Source organism: Flavobacteriales bacterium (assembly GCA_025210805.1).
GTDB lineage: Bacteria > Bacteroidota > Bacteroidia > Flavobacteriales > CAJXXR01 > JAOAQX01.
On record JAOAQX010000028.1, the window covers coordinates 192,420 to 213,390 of the forward strand.

Sequence of the window (20,971 nt, forward strand, 5' to 3'; positions counted from 1 at the left end):
AATCATTTAGTTTAAAATGGATCAATTTTTCAGGGAAAAGTTTCATGAAATATGTTTTTTTAAGCCACAGGTGGCCAAATATTATTTTGATCAACATTCTCAGGATTAAAAACAATCCAATGATGTTCTCCTTCGGGTCTTTTTAAATTGGTTTCGTCCCAACTGAGTGTTGCTCCATGAAATTCCCCTTTTGGTGTACTAAAAGTGTATTCTATTTTAATGGGATGAACATGGTTGATATGTTGAGAATAATCTGTATAAACTTTGGTGATAATCCCTCTAGTAGGTACACCTTTTTGGAGGGAGAAAATTTTAGCATGAGCTCTTTTTAGTCCATTTCTTAGGAGGAAAAATCCAATGATTGGAAAAATTATTGTGGGAATAAATAATAAGAAAATTGCTCCGATAATGAAATGAGTATTTTTCCAATATTTCACTTTAGATTCATAAGCAAAGGGTAATTTTCTTGGAGTTTGAGGAGGCTCTGGAAGCCTTGTGGCTCCAGGAATAGAAGGAAGTTCCCCGCCGCACTTTGAACAGTGTGTATTGAGGTCTCGTCTATTTGAGCTTGTGCACCATCCGCATTGTAAGACCCAAGGCTCTAGTATTGCAACTGATCCTCCACATTGTTTACAGTACATATCTTCATTATCACATTCGCTTAAACACCATTCACATTTTGTAATTCCTTGTTTCATGTTTTTTGTACTTCTTGATGATCAGTTTAATGCTTGTATCTACCATTTTATACGACAAACTTTTTCTATAAGTAGATCTATAATAGGATCATTCGCATTATTGCAAAGTAGAACAAAACTCGTATGTGTTTTTTGATCAACAAAAGCATAAGAGATATAACTAATGGTTCTCCCTGTGTGCCCATATACTGTGCGTTGCCCATATTTTTCTTTAAAGATACTTAATCCAATTTCTGTTTTGCCTATTTTTTGAAAATCTAGCATCTTTTTTAGAACATCGGTAGAAAGGATTTTCTTTTGAAAAAATAATCCTCTTAAAAAAACATTAACATCAAAAACATCACTAACAATATTTCCAATACCTAAAGAAACTTGATTGATATTTCTTTTAGGAAGATTGTGTAAATCCTGTTTACCTATGATGGGGTGGGCTAAATTCTTGATGTTTTTTGAGTGATAAGGAAGGGTGTTTTCTAGGTTCAAAGGATTAAAAATCATCTCTTGAAGAACCGAGCTATAGGGTTTATCTGTAATTTGCTCTATTATTTTTCTTAACAAAAAGAAATTTGAATTGGAATACTGGTATTGCTTCCCTTTTGGGAAATCTACAGTATCGATCAGGCTCAATAAATAGGTATCTGAAAAATCTTCATTCACTTCAATTAAAGCTTTATTTGCCAGTGAAGCATTTACAATGTCTTTAATACCACTGGTGTGATTGAGTAAATGTTTTATTTGGATTGTTGGGTCAATAAATTTATGAGGTTGAATATATTTTCCGATCGAGTCTTGGATGTTTAGCCGTTTTTCTTCATGTAGTTTCAAAATAATGGTAGCGGTAAACATTTTTGTAACACTTCCAATACAAAAACGATTTTCAATAGACATTGGCGATTTTTCAAATTCCCAACCTATTTTAGCTGTTTGGATGTTTTTTCCGTTATCAACTAAAGCAACAATTCCATAGTGTGAAAGTGAGTCCTGATATTCATTAAGGACTTCTTGTAGGTTTTGGGCGAATAAAAGATTTCCTAGACTCAAGGAAAAAATATAAAGTAGCCAGTTTTTCATGAAAAAAGTGAGTTTAACGAGAATTTTTGATGGTTGCTAATATAGGTTATTTTAGATCTAGGGCAAAACCCATTTACCAGAATATTCTTTTACGCTATTTACCGATTACTTGATACAAATACTTATGTTACTGTATTTATAGTTGATTTTTAATAATATACCATTAACACCGTTAATGGTTTTGTTTCTGTTTTTCTATTATTTCTTTTCCGAAATCTTGGCTTAGTTCAACAATTAAACCAGAATAATTACAGAAATATATTTGACTGGTGTATTCACCCTCTTTTACTTTTTTTGGAATATCTTTTAATAACTAGATCATATCCCATTGTAGTCCATTTTTATTTTTTTCATTAATAGCTCAATTTCGTCATCAAATTTTTCTTTATAACCCAATTCAGAAGCTAATTCAAAATGCTCTATTGCTTTTTTAAAATCTCCCATTTCCATGAATATAATTCCTCTATTTTTATAAGCATACGAATTCGAAGGGTCAATATTCAGTGCCTTATCTATATCTTCTTGCCCTCTTTCAGTTTCTCCTAATTTGTATAAACAAAATCCCCTATTGTTATATGAATATGCAAATTCGGGTTGTAATTCAATAGCATGATTAAAATAGGAAATTGCTTCTTGATAATTTCCGCTTTTTGATAATGCGTACCCTATATTATTGTACAAATATCCATTCTGAGTGTCTTGTTTTACTAATCTATTAAAAAATTTGATGGCTTCTTTGTATTCTCCCAATTCTAAGTATGCAGTTGCAATATATTCTAAACCATAAGGATCTTCTGCATCAAAATCAAGAATCTTTATTGCATATTTTATTACATCATCATAATTTTTAATCATCAAGTTTACATAAGCATAATTTGAAATGTACTCGATATTTTCGCCATGGATCTCAATAGCTTTTCGAATATTGATTTTAGCCTTCTCAAATTCATTTTTTTCAAGATAGATTAATCCTCTATTATGAAAAGCACTATGATTATTGGGGTCGTTTTCAACTGCTTTATCAAAATCAGAAATAGCATTCTCAATATTTAGCATCGAAAAATAACATAATCCTCGACCTTCAAATGCTTCTGAGTTTAAAGGGTCTTTTTCAATAGTTTTATTGAAATATTTAATTGCCTTCTCAAACTCTCCGTTTATATAAAAGCTATTTGCGATTTCTAACTCCATCCTCTTTTTAAAAGTAATGCTTGTGCATATAGTGCCACCCTTTTTTATCTAATTTTGATTAGTTCTCCATCATTAAATCCAGTTGTGATGGCTTGTGCGTTTTTTAATAAGGTTTTGTTAAAAACACCCTCTTGCTCCATCTCAACGAATACACCTTTACACAGGTTTAATATCGTTTTAGGTGAAGCATTTTGAATATTTTTTGGTAATTCTAAGTATCTATAAGACTTTGTAGGAGGTTCTAAACAAGCCCAATCATCATTGTCTTCTGAATATTCAAAGGCACCTACAAGGTATAGGGTGAAGTTGTCTTCATCATTCTTAAAGAGCCCTAAATTAAAAGCCAATACAGAAGCGGGAGGAACTCCATCATTTTTTTCAATAAAAAAAAGCCAGTTTAGTATTTCTTCTTTCATATTCTCTCAGAGTTTCCACAAAACTACGTTTTTCAAATTTTATACCGATGCATTACTAAATGACCTCGTTACTTCATTTGTATAGTTGCTTTTTAGTATGCATCGGTATTTAAGCATAGAAAACTTATATTAGTGCTGTAGTAAGGTGTTATTTTTTAATGAGTTTAAAAGATGCGCCATCAATAGCGATATAATAGATTCCTTTGTCTAGCTTGTCTATTTTTATTTGCTCATTTTTAATAGTTCCTTTACTCACTAATTGTCCTAGATTACTAAATATTTTATAGTTTTTATCATAGAGTTGTCCATCTGAATTTATGTAAATTTTACTTGTTGCAGGATTAGGATAGATGCTTAACTTATTTGGTGTCGTAACCTGCTTAACAGAAAGTACATTTCCAAAATAAAGATCTAAATATGCCAACCTATTTTCTAACCAATTCAGGGTGTATGTATAGCTTTGATTGTCGAATGGATAATTTGAATAAACCAATGATTCTCTTTCATAAATTTTATGGTCTCGCAAGAAATTGTATTGTTTTGTAATAGAATTAGATAAAGAGTCTAGAGCGAAGATGTTATTTCTGTATTCAAACCATTTTGTGGCTGTGTTAACAAATGAATTATTTGGGTTTTCATCAATGATTCTATCCATAAATCCATTGGCTAAAATATCGTTAGTAATATTTTTGTATGTACCATCCCAAATTGTTCCAAAACAACCATCTAAATCCCAAGGTGTAAAGAAGTAAGGGCTACTGGATTTGTATTTTCCTACATAAATATTTTTTCCAATATTATCTGTTGCTCGAATTAAGTTGAGGAATAGAAAATAGTCGATAAAGTTATCTTTATCAAATTTTGACCAAATGCTATTTGCAAAGTCAGATTCTGATGAATTCATCACAAAATCAGTAAATTGATACAGATTGTTCCAGTCAGTTATTTCATCGCTATCAGGATATTTAAAGCTATAACCACCCCAGGTTCTATTGTTGTTATCGAAAGAAGGCAAACTAGAAAAAGTGGTTGCACCTCCCCAATCAATCCCTTTATATAACTCTCCTCTCATACTCCCATTAAATTTTTTAAGCTTCAGTTGTTTTCTATCAACTTGTTCAGAAAGGTTATAAAGTCCATTATATTGCCCATTTAGAAACATTTCAACATACATTGCATCTGCTCCAGATTTGGCATCTTCTTCGTCTTCAGTATAGTGGGGAGTGTGAAGTTGTTTCCATAGTTTACTAGCAGTATAATTTCTTAGCCTTAGCGGCTCGTTGTATAGTGCATCTAAAATCCAATCATCATCTTTTCGTAATTCTCCAAATTTCATATTCTTATTGTCATCACCTGTCTGGTCTTCCCAAAATTCTATATCATAAGTTTTTTTAGGGAAAGCTTGAGAACTACCACCTCTTAATTCAATTCCGATACTTGAGCTAACTGTTTGCTCATCATTTGTGTATGTTAAAGTAGCTAACACCTTGGGTTCATCTACTATTGGTACATCTGCATTTATTAAAACAATAGGAAGCTGCGTAAAATAGAGCGTGTACTGATTTGAAGAGTTTATAGGTTTAATGATATAGGAATTTGAATAGGTCAGACTATCTGGGTTTGTAATGAATTTATAATTATTGTCTCCAAAAGTAATTAGGACTTCATTGTAATTTACCAGATTTTGATAATCCTCAATGTCTTGAATTCGTGATATAATTAAAAAATGTGTTTCATCTATCCCAAATTCATCTTCTGGTACAGAAATGCTTAATGTTTGCGAGAAACAAGTGATTGAATGGATGATTCCTAATAAGAGTAAGTATATTTTCATTTTTTATTGTTTTATAATGAAAGCTCAATGCACAGTTTATTTTTTGTGCTTCGCAGTTTCATTTGGTTATGTATTAATTATAAAAGTACTCCCTTTTTGTGAATAAATTATCTAAATATCTCCAAAAGTGGTGTTTATGAGTTTTTAGATTTGATCAAGAGCATTGACGATGATAAATTCATCATTAAATGAAATAGAGTCAAAATTTCAACAAAAAAAAACGGAACCCAAAAAATGAGTTCCGTTCTATGATCACAACAATCTTTCTATGGATTATGCCTCAGCATTTACGATAGATACATAAGATTTATTGTTTCTTTTCTTTTGGAATTTTACTACTCCGTCTGTCAATGCAAACAAAGTGTGGTCTTTACCCATTCCAACGTTTTCACCTGGATAGTGCTTTGTTCCACGCTGTCTTACGATGATATTTCCCGCTATGGCAGCTTGTCCTCCAAAGATTTTTACTCCAAGTCGTTTACTTTCTGATTCACGTCCGTTTTTCGAACTACCAACTCCTTTCTTATGAGCCATGATGTTTTCTTTTTTGAGTTAAACAATTAGCCAATTGAGTCAATTACGATTTCCGTAAGTGATTGACGGTGACCATTCTTCTTCTTGTAACCTTTTCTTCTTTTCTTCTTGAAAACGATTACTTTATCTCCCTTCAGGTGACTTTTTACAGTAGCTTTTACTGAAACACCTTCTATAGCTGGGGCGCCAATAGTTACCGTACCGTCGTTGTCAGTTAGAAGAACTTTATCGAAAACTACTTCCGATCCTTCTTCTGCTGCCAAACGGTGTACGAAAACCTTTTGGTCTTTGGCAACTTTAAATTGCTGCCCTGCTATCTCTACAATTGCGTACATAGTTAACAGTTTTTTGTTAATGAGTTTGCAAAGCTATGAAAATTATCTAAATTATTTTCAGTTTTCACAGAGAATATTAAAATCGCATCCCAACTAATAAACCAAAGTTAAGCGTATTGTTTTTAGAATCTACTGAAGTCTCTACATCAGGTAAGTTTGGAAGTGCACCTCCAAGGTCTATTCCTGGAATCCCAGAAAGTAAATCACCAATATTACCCCCTACAAGTTGTGTTTCATAAACAGGATTTACCGATGAGTAATCTGCATTTACTCCTATATAAAGTTGCTTGGTTAAATCATAATTGATATTGAGCCCAGTTCTCCACCCAAAATTTGTTTGGTCTGCACTTTCAAGTTTAATAATATCTTTTGCAGCAGAGTTGAATATCAAAAGTGACAATGCTAGGTCTGTGCTTATCTCTGGCGAAGAAGTCATCCATACATCTGCCCCTACAAAAGGTTCTATACTGAGTTTGTTAGTGACATTATAAGAATATTTGATACCGATACCTCCAGTAAAATACGTCCAGTCTGATTCTCTATAATTGACATCCAACCGAGCACTTCCAAGAAAGGGTTTTGCGGCATCGGGAATATTAGGAATTAGATCAATAAAATCGCCAATATTTATGCTTTCATTTTCTAAATTATCAAAGCCCCATTTTCCGAAACTCATTCTAGCGTAAGCCTTCAAATTATATGGTAAAGAATAATTCACTCTAATTTCTGGGCTAATACTCGCTTTGAGCCTTTCATCATATTTATAATTATCAAAATTCACGAAAGACTGAAGAATCGCAGGAAGTTGTGCCGTAATAACAGAAGTGGCAGAGGTGTTGGAATAATTTCCTAAAATTTCTACACTGAGTGATCCTTTATTGCTCTCTAAAGTTGTTTCTTGAGCAAAAACAGAGAATGTCGATAAAGTAAATAAACCTAAAATAATTTTTTTCATAATATTTTTCTGATTAATCGAACAAAATCACAATTCCAAAAGTAAGGATACTGTGACGAAGTCCTTTTGAGTTGAACAAGTTAGTCTCTTTTTGGATATTAGCAAAGGGAAGGAGAGAAGTTTGTCCTTCAATTTGAAGAAAAAAGTTCTTTTGTATCTTAATTCCCACCCCTAGATTTAAGTCTGTGGAGATTCTGTCAAATTTATCTTCTTGCATTTCAAAAGCAAAACCACCTAGTTTAAGGTCGCCTTTTAAGAGATAAGAAATAACGACTCCTCCTTTTACATAAAAGTTCTTGTTGAATTTATATTTATAATAAGGAAGAAAATCGGCATAGTATAGTCTAATTTTTTGTTCAGCTTCCACGGGAACATCAATAGCGGTATTAGATCCTTTTCCTTGGATGTTGATTTCGAGTCCAAAAGTTCCTTTTTTTCTTCTGCTACGCCTTTTGTATTCCAAGAGTCCACCTGCTTTAAAAGTAGGTCTGTTATAGCCTCCTAATTTATCTCCATCTACTTGTGTTGCAGAAAAACCTAAGGTAATTCCTCCACGGAAGGATTGAGACATTCCTTCTTGGATAAAGAAAAATAAGAATGCCAAGAGAAAAATATGTTTATTCATTCTATTTTGAGTTTGATTTTTTTCAAATTTGAGAAAAAATGGATGTTTTGATACCATCAAAGCTACAAAATATGATTACTTTAGAACATTCATTTAAGAAAACAGAACATTTCATTTATAAATTTAAAGAACAATGGAAATAGGAGATAAGTTTCAAATGACTTATGAGGTGACTGAAGCCGTTTATCAAGGTTTTTTAGGGGCATTTAAGGATCAGAACCCTTTGCATACTCAGCTAGCGTTTGCTAAAGAAAAAGGATTCCCTAAAGTGGTCATGCATGGGAATATTCTCAATGGTTTTTTATCGCATTTTATTGGGGAAGGATTACCGACAAAGGATGTCATTATTCATGCTCAAGAAATTAATTTTTTAAAACCTGTTTTTTTAGAAGATACGGTGGTGTTGGAAGCTCAAGTAAAAGAAAAAATAGAAGCTGTTCAAGCCATTGTATTTAAGTTTACATTTAGAAACCAAGAAGGGGTAAAAGTTGCCCGAGGAAGAATCCAAATAGGAATAATATGAACATTTTAGTTACAGGAGGTGCATCAGGTTTGGGAGCATCAATAAGCAAGATCTTGGCAAAAAACCCAGAAAACAAAATTTATTTTACTTATGCCAGTTCTCAAGTAAAAGCGTTTGAAATTTGCAAACAGTTTGACAATATGGAAGCTTTGTTTTGCGATTTCTCGGAAGCACAAAGTCTTCATGATTTTTTAACGAAATTGGGTGAAATGGATATTGATATCCTTATCAATAACGCACTTACAGGATATGAAATGAAACATTTTCATAAACTCCCAAGTCATACTTTTGTCAATTCTTTTGTGCAAAATGTGCAATCCACAGTGATGATTACTCAAGAGCTTCTCAAGCATTTTAAGAAGAAAAAAAATGGAAGAATTATTACGGTTCTTACCTCATATTTGATTAATAAACCACCTGTTGGACTATCAGAATATGTGGCAAACAAGGCTTATCTTCATTCTATGGTGAAATCTTGGGCTACAGAGTTTGCTAAATATGGAATAGCTTCCAATGCTATTTCTCCTTCGTTTATGCAGACGAATCTTACATCAGATACTGATGAAAGAATTATTGAAGGAATGGAAATGAATCATCCACTAAAAACACTTTTAACTACCGATGAAGTAGCCGAAGCTGTGGAGTTTCTTACTCGTGTTACCCCGCATTACAATGGGCAAAATTTGGTCATAAACGGAAGCGAGAATATCTAGTAATTCTGTAATACTTGGTTTAATAATTTAGAGAACTTTTCGGCACCTAAATCATTTGTATGATCGGTGTCGTTAAAGTCCTTCCAAGTGAAAATATTGGAGTTTTCGAAATCAAAGTAGGGAATATTGTATTTATTGCTCAGTAAATTTGTTATAGAATCGTTAGTCACTGAGTATTCTTTTGCTTGAAACTTTCGGTAATGGGCTGTAGTGGGTGTTGTGTATAGATATACCTTAATGTCTTTTTCTTGTAGAAATTCTATCATCTTTTCTACAGTAGAAATATTGGTGTTTACCCACTTTCTTTTCATTATTTCATGGTGATACTCAATTCTTTTTTCACCCACAGAATCATTTACCTTGGAACTATCCAGAAGGGGTTTGTTATTTTCATATCCGTTTTTATTAATTCTTTTTGCAAGATCGTATTGAAAACCACTTGTTATTATTTTAAGGGTTGCCTTTAAACCATATATGGTGAAATACGAATTTTGTTGAACAAAAGACCTTTTTGCACTTGCTGGTATTTTATACTCCAGTGTGTATAAGTCTTCTCTCCAGGCTTCTTCTGAGTCAGATAATTGTGTGAAAAAACTGTGATAACTCACAGCGAGAAAAACCTTTTTTAATTTGGGCATTTCTGAGGCATATTTTTTCAATAACTCAAAATCCAAATAAAAACTTTGGCTCACATTTGCAAAATTGAAAGAAGGGGCAGAAATAAACTTGGGGTTGATACCTTTTAAAGATTGTGAGGACCCCATAAATAATATCTCAACAGAATCTTGATGAGCTTTTATGGCGTTTTTCTTTTTTCTATTGGAGTTTAATACACCTTCAGATCCTAATGAAAGTTCTAAAACCAATATAAAAAGGATAACAGGGATAAGAAATAGGCCAATTCTTCTTAATAATTTTATCATAGTAAGATCCTATTAAAATTGGAAATAAATAAAAGATTGATTTTGATGATTTCCTAAGAAAATCACACTCAAAATGAGGAAATAATAAATTCCATAGCGAATCCAAATAGGTAAATGATCAATGCTTAATACATGATTTTTATTTCTTTGTAATCGTTCTATCCACACAAAAACCACTACTAGGGCAAGATAAGCCAAAAATAAAACTCTAAATAAGCTAAAATCTTGGAAACTAAACATCCTAGAAATATACCCCCAAGCTTGCGTCATGGAATTGGCTCTAAAAAGGATTAGGGAAAACGTCCAGTAGGCAAATGTGAGTAGAACACTGGTGTGTAGATAAAGTTTAGGATTTATTTTCTTTTTAATTTTTTTACGACGTTTTTTTGTCAAGCTTTCAAAACTCAAAACTGCACCATGGAGAATACCCCAAACCAAAAATGTCCAAGCGGCACCATGCCAAAAACCATTGATTGTAAAGGCTAATGCAAGAGCTAATGCGATTCCTTTTTTCTCATAGTTTCTAAAATAAATGGCTAATGGAGTAAAGAGATAATCTTTTATCCAGTTTGATAAGGACATATGCCAACGCCTCCAAAATTCCGTCATATTTGCTGAATAGAGCGGGAAATTGAAATTCATTCTAAGTTCAAAACCAAATAATTTTGCGGTACCTATGGCAATATCAGAATATCCTGAAAAGTCACAATAAATTTGGATGGTGAAAAAAATAGCGCCCAAGCCTAAGTCTAAGGAACTCATGGTTTCATAATTGGCATAAATATAATCTACTTGGGTAGCGATATTATCTGCGATTACTACTTTTTTGAAAAAACCATAGAGAATTTGTCTAAGTCCATCAACAGATTTTTGATAAGAGAATTGTCTCGGGACAGTGAATTGTGGCAATAAATCTGAGGCTCTTTCTATGGGCCCTGCCACCAGCTGTGGAAAGAAGCTAACAAATGCGAAGAATTCAATAATGTTTTTGTTGGCTTTAAGCTCTCTTCTATAAATATCAATGGTATAACTCATTGTTTGGAATGTATAGAAACTGATTCCAACAGGAAGAATGATTTTTGCTAAACTCCAGTTGAGATTTAAGCCAAGGAGATCCATAGACTCAATAAAGGAATCTACAAAGAAATTAAAATATTTGAAGTACAGAAGTAGCCCCAAATTAATGGTCATGGAAAGGAGTAACCAAGATTTTCTTTTAGATTCTTTTTCTTGTTTTTCTATTTGTTGCCCTATAAGGAAATCGGCAATCGAGCTGATGATTATTAAGCTAAGGAATCGCCAATCCCACCAACCGTAGAAAACATAGCTAGCAACCAAAACTAATGTGTTTTGGGCTTGTAAATTCTTTTTAAAAACAAACCAATACAGTAAAAAAACTATTGGGAAGAATATTAAAAAATCAAGTGAGTTAAATAGCATTACTAAAATTTATTTGTGTCTTTTATAGCGTTCTCAAACGTTTTTTGGGCTTGTATTTTCGGCTATTACTTTTGGCTCTATTTTTAGCTTTGCTTTTTGGTTTTTTCCCACCTTTTTTAGCTTTGCTTTTTGGTTTGTCTTCCTTTTCTTTTACCTTTTTGTCTTTTTGAATTTTCCCTTTCTTTTTAAACAAAATAGCTTTGGATAACCAACTTTCTTTTTTATGACGATCATACCATCTGTTATTCTGGCTCGATTTGTCATTAAAAATTCTCGCTCCAATAAAGAATTCGTGATTTCCTTTGTAGTAATCTGCAAGATCTGAAGTTCCAAATTCATATTGATAACCAATGATCAATTCTTTTGCTCGTATTCCTGCTCTAAATCCAAAGGCATCTTGAACTCGTAGCATACCTCCAACATAAATCAAATCTTGATAAACAATATCAAGACCAATGGTTGCTTTATAATGTCCAAAATCTGTGGAGCTCAATAGAAATGACGGTTCAAAAGCTAAGTTTTCGTTGGTTTTGGGTTGTAGCCTAAAGTGTCCGTAGAGGTTAATAACTCTTTCAGATTTGTTACGCCCTTTGTCTTTGTTGTTGATATTGAGTTTATTTTCTATCGCGTCATCTACAGAAAGAGAAAGTAAGGTATTATCGCTGTATAAAGAAACTCCTAAACGCGCATCCAACACCATGGAAGTTTGCTCGGTATTGCTAAATGTAGGGTCATTTGGGTCAATAGTGATGATTTTACTGTCATCATAGCTGAGGAATTTCACTTTTGGTCCCATCCCGAAAGATAGGTTGTAGTCTATATTTATTGGTAATCTATAGGCGTAAGCGAGTTCAAAACTGGTTTGTTTAAGAACACCAAAACTACTGTTGTTTACAAAAATACCAAGACCACCATTGTCGCTTATTGCTGTATTAATGGATGCTGTAATTCCTTGTGGTTTGTCTATCTCTAAACCTGCCCATTGACTTCTATAGGAAATTCCTATCTGCATATGATCATAGATTCCCGCATTTGATGGGCTAATAATCGTTTGGTCGTTGTTATAGGACTCAAATACTGAGCTTTGTTGTGCTTCTATTTTCCAAAAGATAGAGAATAGAATAAGAAGGGTTGTACTAAACTTTTTCATGTCTATCTTTTGATGCTTATTGTTCCTTTAAAAATATCGTTTTTTTGATTGTTGGTTTCATAAATATAGATATAACTCCCAGCTTCTGCAGGTGATCCATCTATTGTACCATCCCAATCTCCTTGGTAGTTATATTTCTCATAAATCAGTTTTCCCCATCGATCAAAGATTCTTAAAGTTGATTCTTGGAAAAGGTGATTTCCTACGATCTCAAATTGATCATTAATTCCATCTCCATTGGGAGAGAAGCCTGTAGGGATTTTAAAACAGGTATTTCCTCCAATTTCATTCCCCTCGGCATAAAAATTAAAGGTTCCGCTACATCCATTAGAGTCTGTTATCATTACTTCGTAATAACCCGTTTCTGTAATGGTTAATTGCTGTTCTGTTTCTTCATCTTGCCATTTAAAATCATAAGGAGGTGTTCCACCACTTGGGAAAACTTTTATATATCCTTCATCATCTACACAAGGGTCAAAGAAAATGGTAGAACTGGCGAGTATTTGAGTCCCTTTTTCAACAATAAAAATAGAATCCCAGGTACATCCATACTCATCGGTTACAGTGAGTTCATAAGCCCCACCTGCTAAGTTCTTCAAAGAGCTTGTAGAGTCTCCATTAGACCATTTGAAAGAGATATCAGAGTCGCTATAGAATTTTGTACTGATGCTCCCTTTTGAGTCTGAAGCACAAGTATTATGGGTCATTTCGTGAGTGATAAGATACACACCACCATTGTTTTCATAGGTAATTATTGTGTCAAAAGAACATCCTCCAGGTTCTGTTACTTCAAATTTATAGATTCCTGAATCCACATTAATATAGTTGTTTCCAAAAACCTCTGTTTCATTGATTTTTACTGTGTAGTTATTTGTGGTTCCTCCGCTTATTTGATATCCAATAGCACCATTGGCATCACCACAAGTTGGTTCAACTAAGTTAAAAGCAATTTGAATATTTTCTACGGGGATAATTTCGATAGGAACTGTTTTCTCACAGTTTCTAGAGTCAATTACGGTTACACTATTGTTTTCACTTAGTTGGACTTCATTGGTGAAGGTGTTTTTGGTGCTATCAGACCAGATGATTTGATAAGGGGCGTTTCCTCCAGCTATGGAAATAGTAACATTTGTGGTAGTACTAGAGCAGTTGATAGGCGTGTAGTTGTATTGAATATTTATTGCAGATCCTGTATCAATTACAAATGGAACAATTTTTTGACAAGAAGAAGCATCCGTAATGCTTAATTCATAATTTCCGGCTGTGGCTGCATTCGTATCACTCAAAGTCCAGTTAAAAGTATAGGGCGGATTTCCACCAGATACATTAGCTGTTACAGCATAAAGATTGGTGTCGCAATCAATAATTTGTGTATTCACTGAGGCAATTATTTCTGGCTGACTGTTAATGGTGTAATTAATTTGTTTTTCACATCCACTATTGTCAGTAACTTTTACAGTATGATTTCCAGGAGGCACTGCTGTGGAATCAATACCATCCCAGTCTATTTGATAATTACCTGTTCCTCCTGTGATAAAAAGATTGATTTTACCAGAGTCTGAATGGCAGAGTGCATGGGTAGGAATGGGGTACACCTGAAGAGCAGGGTTATTGGTTATCGAAATACTCAAAGAGTCTTTGCATCCTGTGGCATCGGTTACCCAAACTTTGTAATTTCCAATGGCAAGATTTTCAGCGGTGCTATCTAAGTCTCCATTGGACCATTGAAATGTATAAGGAGGATTTCCTCCAGAAACACTTACTACACCTTCTCCTAGTTGTCCTGCACAGCTAGGGTAAACACTTTGATCTGTAAGGCTCATTCCTGGGACATCAACTACTTGAAAACCTAAGACTCCTGTTGCACCATTTTGATCGGTAACATTAACACCATAGAATCCAGCAGATAAACTGTCAATGTCTTCGGTGCTTTTACCGTTGGACCATACATAGGTATAGGGGCTTACTCCACCAGAAACCGTAATGTCTATTTTTCCAGTTGGCCCATTTCCACAGTTGTTATTGTTGAGTACTGTTCCAGATATATTTATCTGAGCCTGAATATTTGTATATGAAAAGAAGAAAAAGATAAAGCTAAAAGCCAGTATTTTATTCGTCATATTTTTGTTGATTTGAAACAAAAATAAGGAAATGTTTAGTTCTATATCTAAAAAAGCATAAATTCGATGAGATAAATCCAAATAAAGTCGTTGAAGGATGATAGAAAATTTCAAAAAAACAACTCGTAGCCTTTTCGTCGGACTAGTTATAATGGGCTTTTTTCAAGCTCAAGCTCAGTCTGGTTTCCTTGATAAAACGTGGGAGCATCGTGATTCTGAAGTAAAGATGTGGATCAGTAGTGAAAAAGGAAACACTTTTACTATAGATGGAAAAAATGGACAGCAAAAAGTGCATATTTCTGGAGATCTGACCCTTGTGGAGTTGAATCAATACCAGTTTGTGGATTCACGTACCAGTTGTAAAATCGATGTGAAATTTTATGACCAATATACTTTAGATTTTCAATCAGAACAGTGTGAAGCTTATTTTGGAAACGAAAAAGTTGCTGGAATTTTTCAGTCTGAAGATCATCGTGATTTGTCGGAACTTATTACTGGGGTTCAAAACGACTCTCTCAATATGCTTTTTGAGTCTTATTTACCAGCGGACTATCAACATATTTTAAAAGAGGATTGTTTAGCAAAAGTAATTACTACAGATAGTCTTGGAAACAACATGTTTTTGGGAGGAGAAAGTATTGAAAGAGTTTTTGATGCACCTTTATTTGTAGCTATAGAACTTAATAAAAATTGGCAGTTTTATATCAAAACTCAGCAAGGTTATCATATCTTAAATGAGAAGAAAAAATATTCGTTTCCTTGGTTGAATGTTGAGTAATCGTTTCGCTATTAATTCAACGTAGGTTAAAGAATAGATTAAAGCATAAAAAAGCCCAGAATTTCTGGGCTTTTTTATAATCATTGTAAACTAAAAATCAACTAATCCTTTTTTAGTTTTCTTTCTAAGCTTCCGATATCGTTATTGAACGATTTATCAATATCCATAAGGTTTTTTACGGTTTTCAATGCATGGAGTACCGTTGCGTGGTCTCGTCCGCCTATTTCTTTCCCGATTTTTACCAATGAATTCTTAGTATATTTTTTTGCTAAAAACATAGCAACTTGTCTTGCTTGTACTATTGGACGTTTTCTGGTTTTACTTTGTAATGCATCCATACTCACATTGTAGTGTTCACACACAATTAATTGGATTGTATGAATGGTAACTTCGTGTACTCGTTGTGAAACAAATCTTCTTACAACTTGTTCTGCTAAGCTAATAGTGATTTCTTCTCTGAGTAATGAAGCTTGAGCAACAAGAGAGATTAATACACCTTCTAGTTCACGGATATTTGTGTTGATAGAAGAGGCTAAATAATCTACAACCTCAGCGTCCATTTCGATATTCTCTTGAGCCAATTTTCTTTGCAGTACTTCAAAGCGCATTTCATAGCTTGGTTTGTCAATTTCAGCAGAGAGTCCCCACTTAAAACGAGAAAGAAGCCTTTGTTCTACACCTTGAATTTCTACAGGAGCACGGTCTGATGTAAGAATCAGTTGCTTTCCATGTTGGTGAAGATGGTTGAAAATATGGAAGAAGATATCTTGGGTCTTTTCTTTTCCTGCAAAAAATTGAACGTCGTCAATAATCAGTACGTCAATCATTTGATAGAAATGAAGGAAGTCGTTTTTGGTATTTTTTCTGATAGAATCTATATACTGCTGCGTAAATTTTTCGGCAGAAACATACAGGACTCTTTTATCTGGAAAACTCATCAATGTTTCATTCCCAATTGCATGGGCCAAATGAGTTTTACCAAGACCTACACCCCCATAAAATAATAGTGGGTTGAAGGAAGTTCCTCCAGGTCTTTGAGCAACAGCAAATCCAGCAGAACGAGCTAGTTTATTTGAATTTCCCTCTACAAATGAATCAAATCGATAATTGACATTCAATTGCGAATCAAAGTCAATTTGCATAGGAGCTTTAAAAGGATTGCTCATCACCAATTCTTTTGATTGATTAATGATTGATTTTCCTTTTTTGTTCTGTGGTGTGTTTTCTAAGTTGTTGGATTTTAATTTTTTATCCGACGATATTGAATATACCAATTTCCCTTCCGGACCTAACTGTAAGGTAATTGCTTCTTTCAAAATACCCACATAATGCTCCTCTAACCATTCGTAGAAGAATTTACTGGGTACCGAAATATGCAATACATTTCCCTTAAGTTTAAGCGGATGTATCGGGCCAAACCATGTTTTAAAACTTTGAGTGCTTACGTTTTGACGTATGAACTCAAGGCAGCTTTGCCAGATATTTTCAGGAGTTTTTTGCATTAAATTTTATTAAAAAACGGTGTTTATTGTTAAACCTGATTTAGTCTTTAAATCGGTACAAAATTGGGACAAATATTTTTCTTAAAAAAATGATTTAGGACTTGACTATTAATTATTTTTTTCGGATTATTAGAATAGGCGAAAAAAAGCACGTAGTGACACAAAATGTCACTACGCATGCTAAAGCCTTTATATAGGCGTAGTTGCGTTTTTCAACACAACAATAGATATTGTTAATGGTATTTTTACTTAATTAATATGTTGATTATTAGATGAATGAATCATTTTTTCAGAGATCGATTTTGGCACAAAAAATTCCACTTTACCTAATTGTAATCCGCCCCAACCTGCTTGATTTACTAGTACTTTCTTACCATTTTTGTTATTCACTTCCGTTGCTTTTTCGAGGAAAGTATGTGTGTGTCCTCCGATAATTAAATCAGTGTATTTTACCTCTTCCGCTAAGGCTAAATCAGATACCTTATTGGACTTGTATTTGTAGCCCAAATGTGATAAACAAATGATGAGTTTACAGCCTTCTTCTTTGAGTTGTTTTTCGGTCTCTTTCATTTGTTGAATAGGATCAAGGTATTTAACTCCTTTACATAAGTTGTCAGGAACTAAACCTTTTATTTCTATTCCCAATCCGTACACTCCAATTTTAATTCCTGATCGATTAAAAATACGATAAGGTTTAATGAATTCTTGCAAATCGGTATTTTCCACATCATAGTTGGCAACAAGTGTAGAAAACTTGGCTCGCTTTAATTGATTTTTTAATCCATCAATACCAATATCAAAATCATGATTACCAATTGTAGCGGCATCATATTTCATATAATTCATTACATCATACTCAAGTTTCCCTTTATAAAGGTTGAAATAGGGCGTTCCTTGAAAAATGTCTCCAGCATCGAATAGTAAGACATTTTTTTCTTCTTTTCTGATGGTGGAAATTAAATGCGCTCTTGCAGCAGCTCCACCTTGGAGTGCAAATTTTGAATGATTCTTTGGGAATGGGTCAATATGAGAGTGAACATCATTGGTATGAAGAATGGTTATTTTTTCTAGCTCTTCTTCTTTTCCAAAAGCTGGAAGCCATGAATACGTTAATCCTGCTCCCGCTAGAAGGCTTGTTCGTTTTATAAAAAGTCGTCTATTAGTTTTCATAGATAATTCTTTCCTCTTCGTTAGCAATAATTTTTGGATTCTTTTTAAAATAGTCTATAATGAGATCTCTAATTTTTATCTCAGAATTTTTTCTTTCTATAGGATTTGACAAAAAGGACATTCTATCTCCTCCATTTGCCAAATAGTCTGATGTGGCAACCCAATATTCCTTATGTGAATCAAATTCTTCTCCATTAATAGAAATATGGCTTGTTCCATCTTTTGTGAATTTAAGTTCCATTCCACTTATCGGTTCTCCATTTCTCTTTTTAAGATATTTCACCATTGGGATGATGGAGTCTCCATTTAGTCTTAATAGAACAACGGTGTTGTCAAAAGGCATGAGTTCATATACATTTCCCAAAGTAATATCACCCTTTGGAAGACTATTTCTTATACCACCATAATTTACAAGACAGAAATCCACTTCCTGTTTAAATATATGTTCCGATTCAAAATGTACCATATCCGCCATCAGATTTGTCATGGCAGATTGTGGTCTCTTTTTCACCATACCTTTATTTGTCTGGGTGAGCACAGAACTCATCCTTTTTTGCATATCCTTTCTGTAAAAGGTAAGTTGCCTGTCTAGCGTGGTGTCTATTTGCTTATTTTCAACCGGAGTGTTCTCTTGTGCGTATTGATAATTGTTTGCCGATTCTTTTTGATTGTTCGTTTTTTGAGCTTCTTTACATGAGCTTAATGAAAATCCTATAATAAGAACGGTTAAAATTGTTTGCTTCATATAGAAATGAATAATGTTTAGTGTTCAATGAAATCCTTACCTACAATTTTGTGTTCAGAACATTTTTATGATACCGTAAATAAGAAATGAAGGTAGGGTGTATTCGTACAAATGTACATACTTTAGCTCTCAGTAGGTAAATGAAAAATCAAAGTTCACTTTAAGATAATATATGTTTTCTCTAAGTACCGAAGAAAATTTAGGGATTTATGAACTAAACGATAAGGTGAATTATTTCAATGGTTAATATGTTTCTTCTGTTATTTTGATTATTACTTTAATGCTTTTGGTGATTGATTAGGAAGAAGCCATTCAAAAATAAAGATATTTTTTACGATTTTTCGCTTATGATTTTTGTCAGAGATCGTTAGTTTCAGATTGCAAAATTCTTTAATTACAAAATAGGCTTTTATTGTTGATGCTGCTAGAGCAATTAATAGAGAAATTTCTTTCTGAATTTTGAGCATCTCCGCTAAAAGGATAATTATACCTATGTAATAAATAAAAAAAGAGAAAAGGAATTTAATTTGCCATGTCCTAATAAACACATTATCAGATATTTTTTTGTTTGATAGCTTAATTAATTTACGATTTTTGTAATTAATCCACTGATTCAGAATAAATGAACAGAATAAATAGACTAAAGCTCCGAATAGTTTGAAGTCTGCAAAATCAACCATGTTGATATAGGCGGATTTTATGATAATGATAAGAAGTCCTGTGAAGAATAATATCATAGATATGTACTGGATTAGTATTGTCGCTTTTTCTTTCATATTTCTATACTAATTTGTACGATGATGATTTTTTTCTGATCTAACTAATATATGCAATATCTATTAGTTTCGGAATGTTTATGCTGTAATGATATAGATGATGTTTAATTGAGAAGAAGTGAAATCTATATTTTACTATTCAATTCTTTTTATTAGCAAGCTCACGTAACTTATCATAAAGAGTAAAGTAAACACAATATTGGTAATCGTCAAATCTGTTTCTGTATTCTGTAATAGATACAGAACAGTATTGAGTGTTTTTTCCAGTATGTTTTGGGTGGGAAGTAGATTTCGATTTTATGTGGCAGTATATATATAAGCATAGGGGATATTCATGTTCGCTCTCTTATGTATTATATATAGTGTATAAAGTGGGTGCTTGTGTAGAAAATATAATATGGCTGTTTTATCACCATACACATAAGATGAAATATTATCTTTGCTCTCAAATTTAGAAATAAGATGAACAATATACGACTGACAAAAGTTTTTGATTTCGAAACAGCGCATGCTTTAGATGGCTATGATGGGAAATGTGTAAACATCCATGGACATTCTTATGTTTTAAAAGTAACCGTTATTGGTAAGCCGATATCAGATTCTCAAAATGTCAAACGAGGAATGGTGATTGATTTTGGAGATTTAAAAGATATCGTGAAGAAGCATATTATTAATATATATGATCACGGGCTTGTTTTAAGGGAGGATTCTCGATTTGCAGGAATAGAGGAGAAGCATCAAAAGGTTATATATAAGAAATACCAACCAACCTGTGAGAATATGATTATTGATTTTGCGGAGATATTAAAACCACTATTGCCTCATGGAGTAAGATTACATTCTTTATATCTTCAAGAAACAGGTAATAGTTATGCGGAATGGTTTGCCTCGGATAATTAGATTGAAGTTTGAATGATTTTTTTTGAGGTAATAAATATGGTAGGAAAATAAGCTTGAGCCTATAGAAATCTACGTTTATATCCCGCTAAGTTCATTTGTTGAAAAAAATAATCAAAAACATTTCATGGTAAAATGTTCAAAGTCTTTACTTTGTGATAAAGTGGGTAAAAAAACTTCAAAAAAAACTCTGAAAGTGCTTTGTTCTTTGAAAAAATCATATACATTTGCACTCGCTATTACCAACGGGTAACACGGCAAACAAAGCCGATGAATTGACAAGTTGAGATTGAGGAAAAACAAATCAAAAACTTTTTTCGAAAAAAGTTTTGCTAATTCAAAAATAGTTTTTACATTTGCACTCGCAATCACAAAATGATAGCACACGATCTTTGATATTTTAGGAAAGGAAGAAAGAAATTTTGAGCCAAAAAACACAAACAATTTTACAACGAAGAGTTTGATCCTGGCTCAGGATGAACGCTAGCGGCAGGCCTAACACATGCAAGTCGAGGGGTAACAGGAGAGCTTGCTCTCGCTGACGACCGGCGCACGGGTGCGTAACGCGTATGCAA

At 33.3% G+C, this 20,971-nt stretch carries 21 protein-coding genes and 1 rRNA gene; 5 read left to right on the plus strand and 17 right to left on the minus strand.

Annotated features, from left to right (window positions below):
* Positions 1-59 precede the first annotated feature (59 nt).
* The 9 genes from N4A45_11750 to N4A45_11790 all read right to left on the minus strand — a co-directional run bounded on the left by N4A45_11750 (position 60) and on the right by N4A45_11790 (position 7,659).
* Positions 60-698 (minus strand): hypothetical protein, encoded by a 639-nt coding sequence (locus N4A45_11750; protein ID MCT4665897.1) that lies wholly within the window; start codon positions 696-698, stop codon positions 60-62.
* Positions 699-737: 39 nt separating this feature from the next.
* Entirely contained in the window at positions 738-1,769 is a 1,032-nt protein-coding gene (locus N4A45_11755; protein MCT4665898.1) for a beta-lactamase family protein, read from the minus strand.
* Positions 1,770-2,087: 318 nt separating this feature from the next.
* Positions 2,088-2,960: a tetratricopeptide repeat protein gene (locus N4A45_11760; protein MCT4665899.1), complete on the minus strand. Its 873-nt coding sequence runs from the start codon at positions 2,958-2,960 to the stop codon at positions 2,088-2,090.
* Between the two features lie 44 nt (positions 2,961-3,004).
* Entirely contained in the window at positions 3,005-3,376 is a 372-nt protein-coding gene (locus tag N4A45_11765; protein MCT4665900.1) for a hypothetical protein, read from the minus strand.
* A gap of 148 nt (positions 3,377-3,524) precedes the next feature.
* Positions 3,525-5,210, minus strand: a complete 1,686-nt coding sequence (locus N4A45_11770) for a CotH kinase family protein (GenBank protein MCT4665901.1) — start codon at positions 5,208-5,210, stop codon at positions 3,525-3,527.
* 273 nt (positions 5,211-5,483) lie between these two features.
* Positions 5,484-5,744 (minus strand): 50S ribosomal protein L27, encoded by a 261-nt coding sequence (rpmA, locus tag N4A45_11775; protein MCT4665902.1) that lies wholly within the window; start codon positions 5,742-5,744, stop codon positions 5,484-5,486.
* 26 nt (positions 5,745-5,770) lie between these two features.
* Complete coding sequence (gene rplU, locus N4A45_11780) at positions 5,771-6,079, minus strand: 50S ribosomal protein L21 (protein ID MCT4665903.1); 309 nt, start codon at positions 6,077-6,079, stop codon at positions 5,771-5,773.
* Positions 6,080-6,155: 76 nt separating this feature from the next.
* A complete protein-coding gene (locus N4A45_11785) occupies positions 6,156-7,034 on the minus strand; it encodes a hypothetical protein (protein MCT4665904.1) in 879 nt (292 codons plus the stop codon).
* A 13-nt stretch (positions 7,035-7,047) separates the two neighbouring features.
* Complete coding sequence (locus N4A45_11790; protein ID MCT4665905.1) at positions 7,048-7,659, minus strand: PorT family protein; 612 nt, start codon at positions 7,657-7,659, stop codon at positions 7,048-7,050.
* A 133-nt stretch (positions 7,660-7,792) separates the two neighbouring features.
* On the opposite strand from N4A45_11790, the gene N4A45_11795 reads away from it, so the two are divergent.
* Entirely contained in the window at positions 7,793-8,182 is a 390-nt protein-coding gene (locus N4A45_11795; GenBank protein ID MCT4665906.1) for a MaoC/PaaZ C-terminal domain-containing protein, read from the plus strand.
* On the plus strand, positions 8,179-8,895 hold the full coding sequence (locus N4A45_11800) for an SDR family oxidoreductase (protein MCT4665907.1): 717 nt from the start codon (positions 8,179-8,181) through the stop codon (positions 8,893-8,895). Before N4A45_11795 ends, N4A45_11800 begins: the two co-directional genes overlap by 4 nt.
* On the opposite strand, the gene N4A45_11805 is transcribed toward N4A45_11800, so the two are convergent.
* The 4 genes from N4A45_11805 to N4A45_11820 are packed head-to-tail and all read right to left on the minus strand — an operon-like array spanning position 8,892 to position 14,528.
* Positions 8,892-9,818, minus strand: a complete 927-nt coding sequence (locus tag N4A45_11805; GenBank protein MCT4665908.1) for a hypothetical protein — start codon at positions 9,816-9,818, stop codon at positions 8,892-8,894. The genes N4A45_11800 and N4A45_11805 overlap by 4 nt on opposite strands.
* Before the next feature lie 12 nt (positions 9,819-9,830).
* Entirely contained in the window at positions 9,831-11,258 is a 1,428-nt protein-coding gene (locus tag N4A45_11810; GenBank protein ID MCT4665909.1) for an MBOAT family protein, read from the minus strand.
* Positions 11,259-11,280: 22 nt separating this feature from the next.
* Positions 11,281-12,408 (minus strand): PorP/SprF family type IX secretion system membrane protein, encoded by a 1,128-nt coding sequence (locus N4A45_11815; protein MCT4665910.1) that lies wholly within the window; start codon positions 12,406-12,408, stop codon positions 11,281-11,283.
* A 2-nt stretch (positions 12,409-12,410) separates the two neighbouring features.
* Complete coding sequence (locus N4A45_11820; GenBank protein MCT4665911.1) at positions 12,411-14,528, minus strand: gliding motility-associated C-terminal domain-containing protein; 2,118 nt, start codon at positions 14,526-14,528, stop codon at positions 12,411-12,413.
* A gap of 151 nt (positions 14,529-14,679) precedes the next feature.
* Here N4A45_11820 and N4A45_11825 point away from each other — a divergent pair, with 151 nt between their 5' ends.
* Positions 14,680-15,306, plus strand: a complete 627-nt coding sequence (locus N4A45_11825; GenBank protein ID MCT4665912.1) for a hypothetical protein — start codon at positions 14,680-14,682, stop codon at positions 15,304-15,306.
* Between the two features lie 101 nt (positions 15,307-15,407).
* Here the strand turns inward: N4A45_11825 and dnaA are convergent, their stop codons facing one another.
* The 4 genes from dnaA to N4A45_11845 all read right to left on the minus strand — a co-directional run bounded on the left by dnaA (position 15,408) and on the right by N4A45_11845 (position 19,499).
* Entirely contained in the window at positions 15,408-16,808 is a 1,401-nt protein-coding gene (dnaA, locus tag N4A45_11830) for a chromosomal replication initiator protein DnaA (protein MCT4665913.1), read from the minus strand.
* Between the two features lie 249 nt (positions 16,809-17,057).
* On the minus strand, positions 17,058-17,978 hold the full coding sequence (locus N4A45_11835; protein ID MCT4665914.1) for a metallophosphoesterase: 921 nt from the start codon (positions 17,976-17,978) through the stop codon (positions 17,058-17,060).
* Complete coding sequence (locus N4A45_11840) at positions 17,968-18,723, minus strand: 5'-nucleotidase C-terminal domain-containing protein (GenBank protein ID MCT4665915.1); 756 nt, start codon at positions 18,721-18,723, stop codon at positions 17,968-17,970. Before N4A45_11840 ends, N4A45_11835 begins: the two co-directional genes overlap by 11 nt.
* 272 nt (positions 18,724-18,995) lie before the next feature.
* Positions 18,996-19,499, minus strand: coding sequence for a hypothetical protein (locus N4A45_11845; GenBank protein ID MCT4665916.1), 504 nt, complete (start codon positions 19,497-19,499; stop codon positions 18,996-18,998).
* Between the two features lie 462 nt (positions 19,500-19,961).
* Here N4A45_11845 and N4A45_11850 point away from each other — a divergent pair, with 462 nt between their 5' ends.
* Both N4A45_11850 and N4A45_11855 read left to right on the plus strand, forming a co-directional pair.
* Positions 19,962-20,399 carry a 6-carboxytetrahydropterin synthase gene (locus tag N4A45_11850; GenBank protein MCT4665917.1) on the plus strand — a complete coding sequence of 146 codons (438 nt, stop codon included), beginning with the start codon at positions 19,962-19,964 and terminating at the stop codon, positions 20,397-20,399.
* Positions 20,400-20,844: 445 nt separating this feature from the next.
* Positions 20,845-20,971, plus strand: a 16S ribosomal RNA gene (locus tag N4A45_11855); the annotation flags it as partial.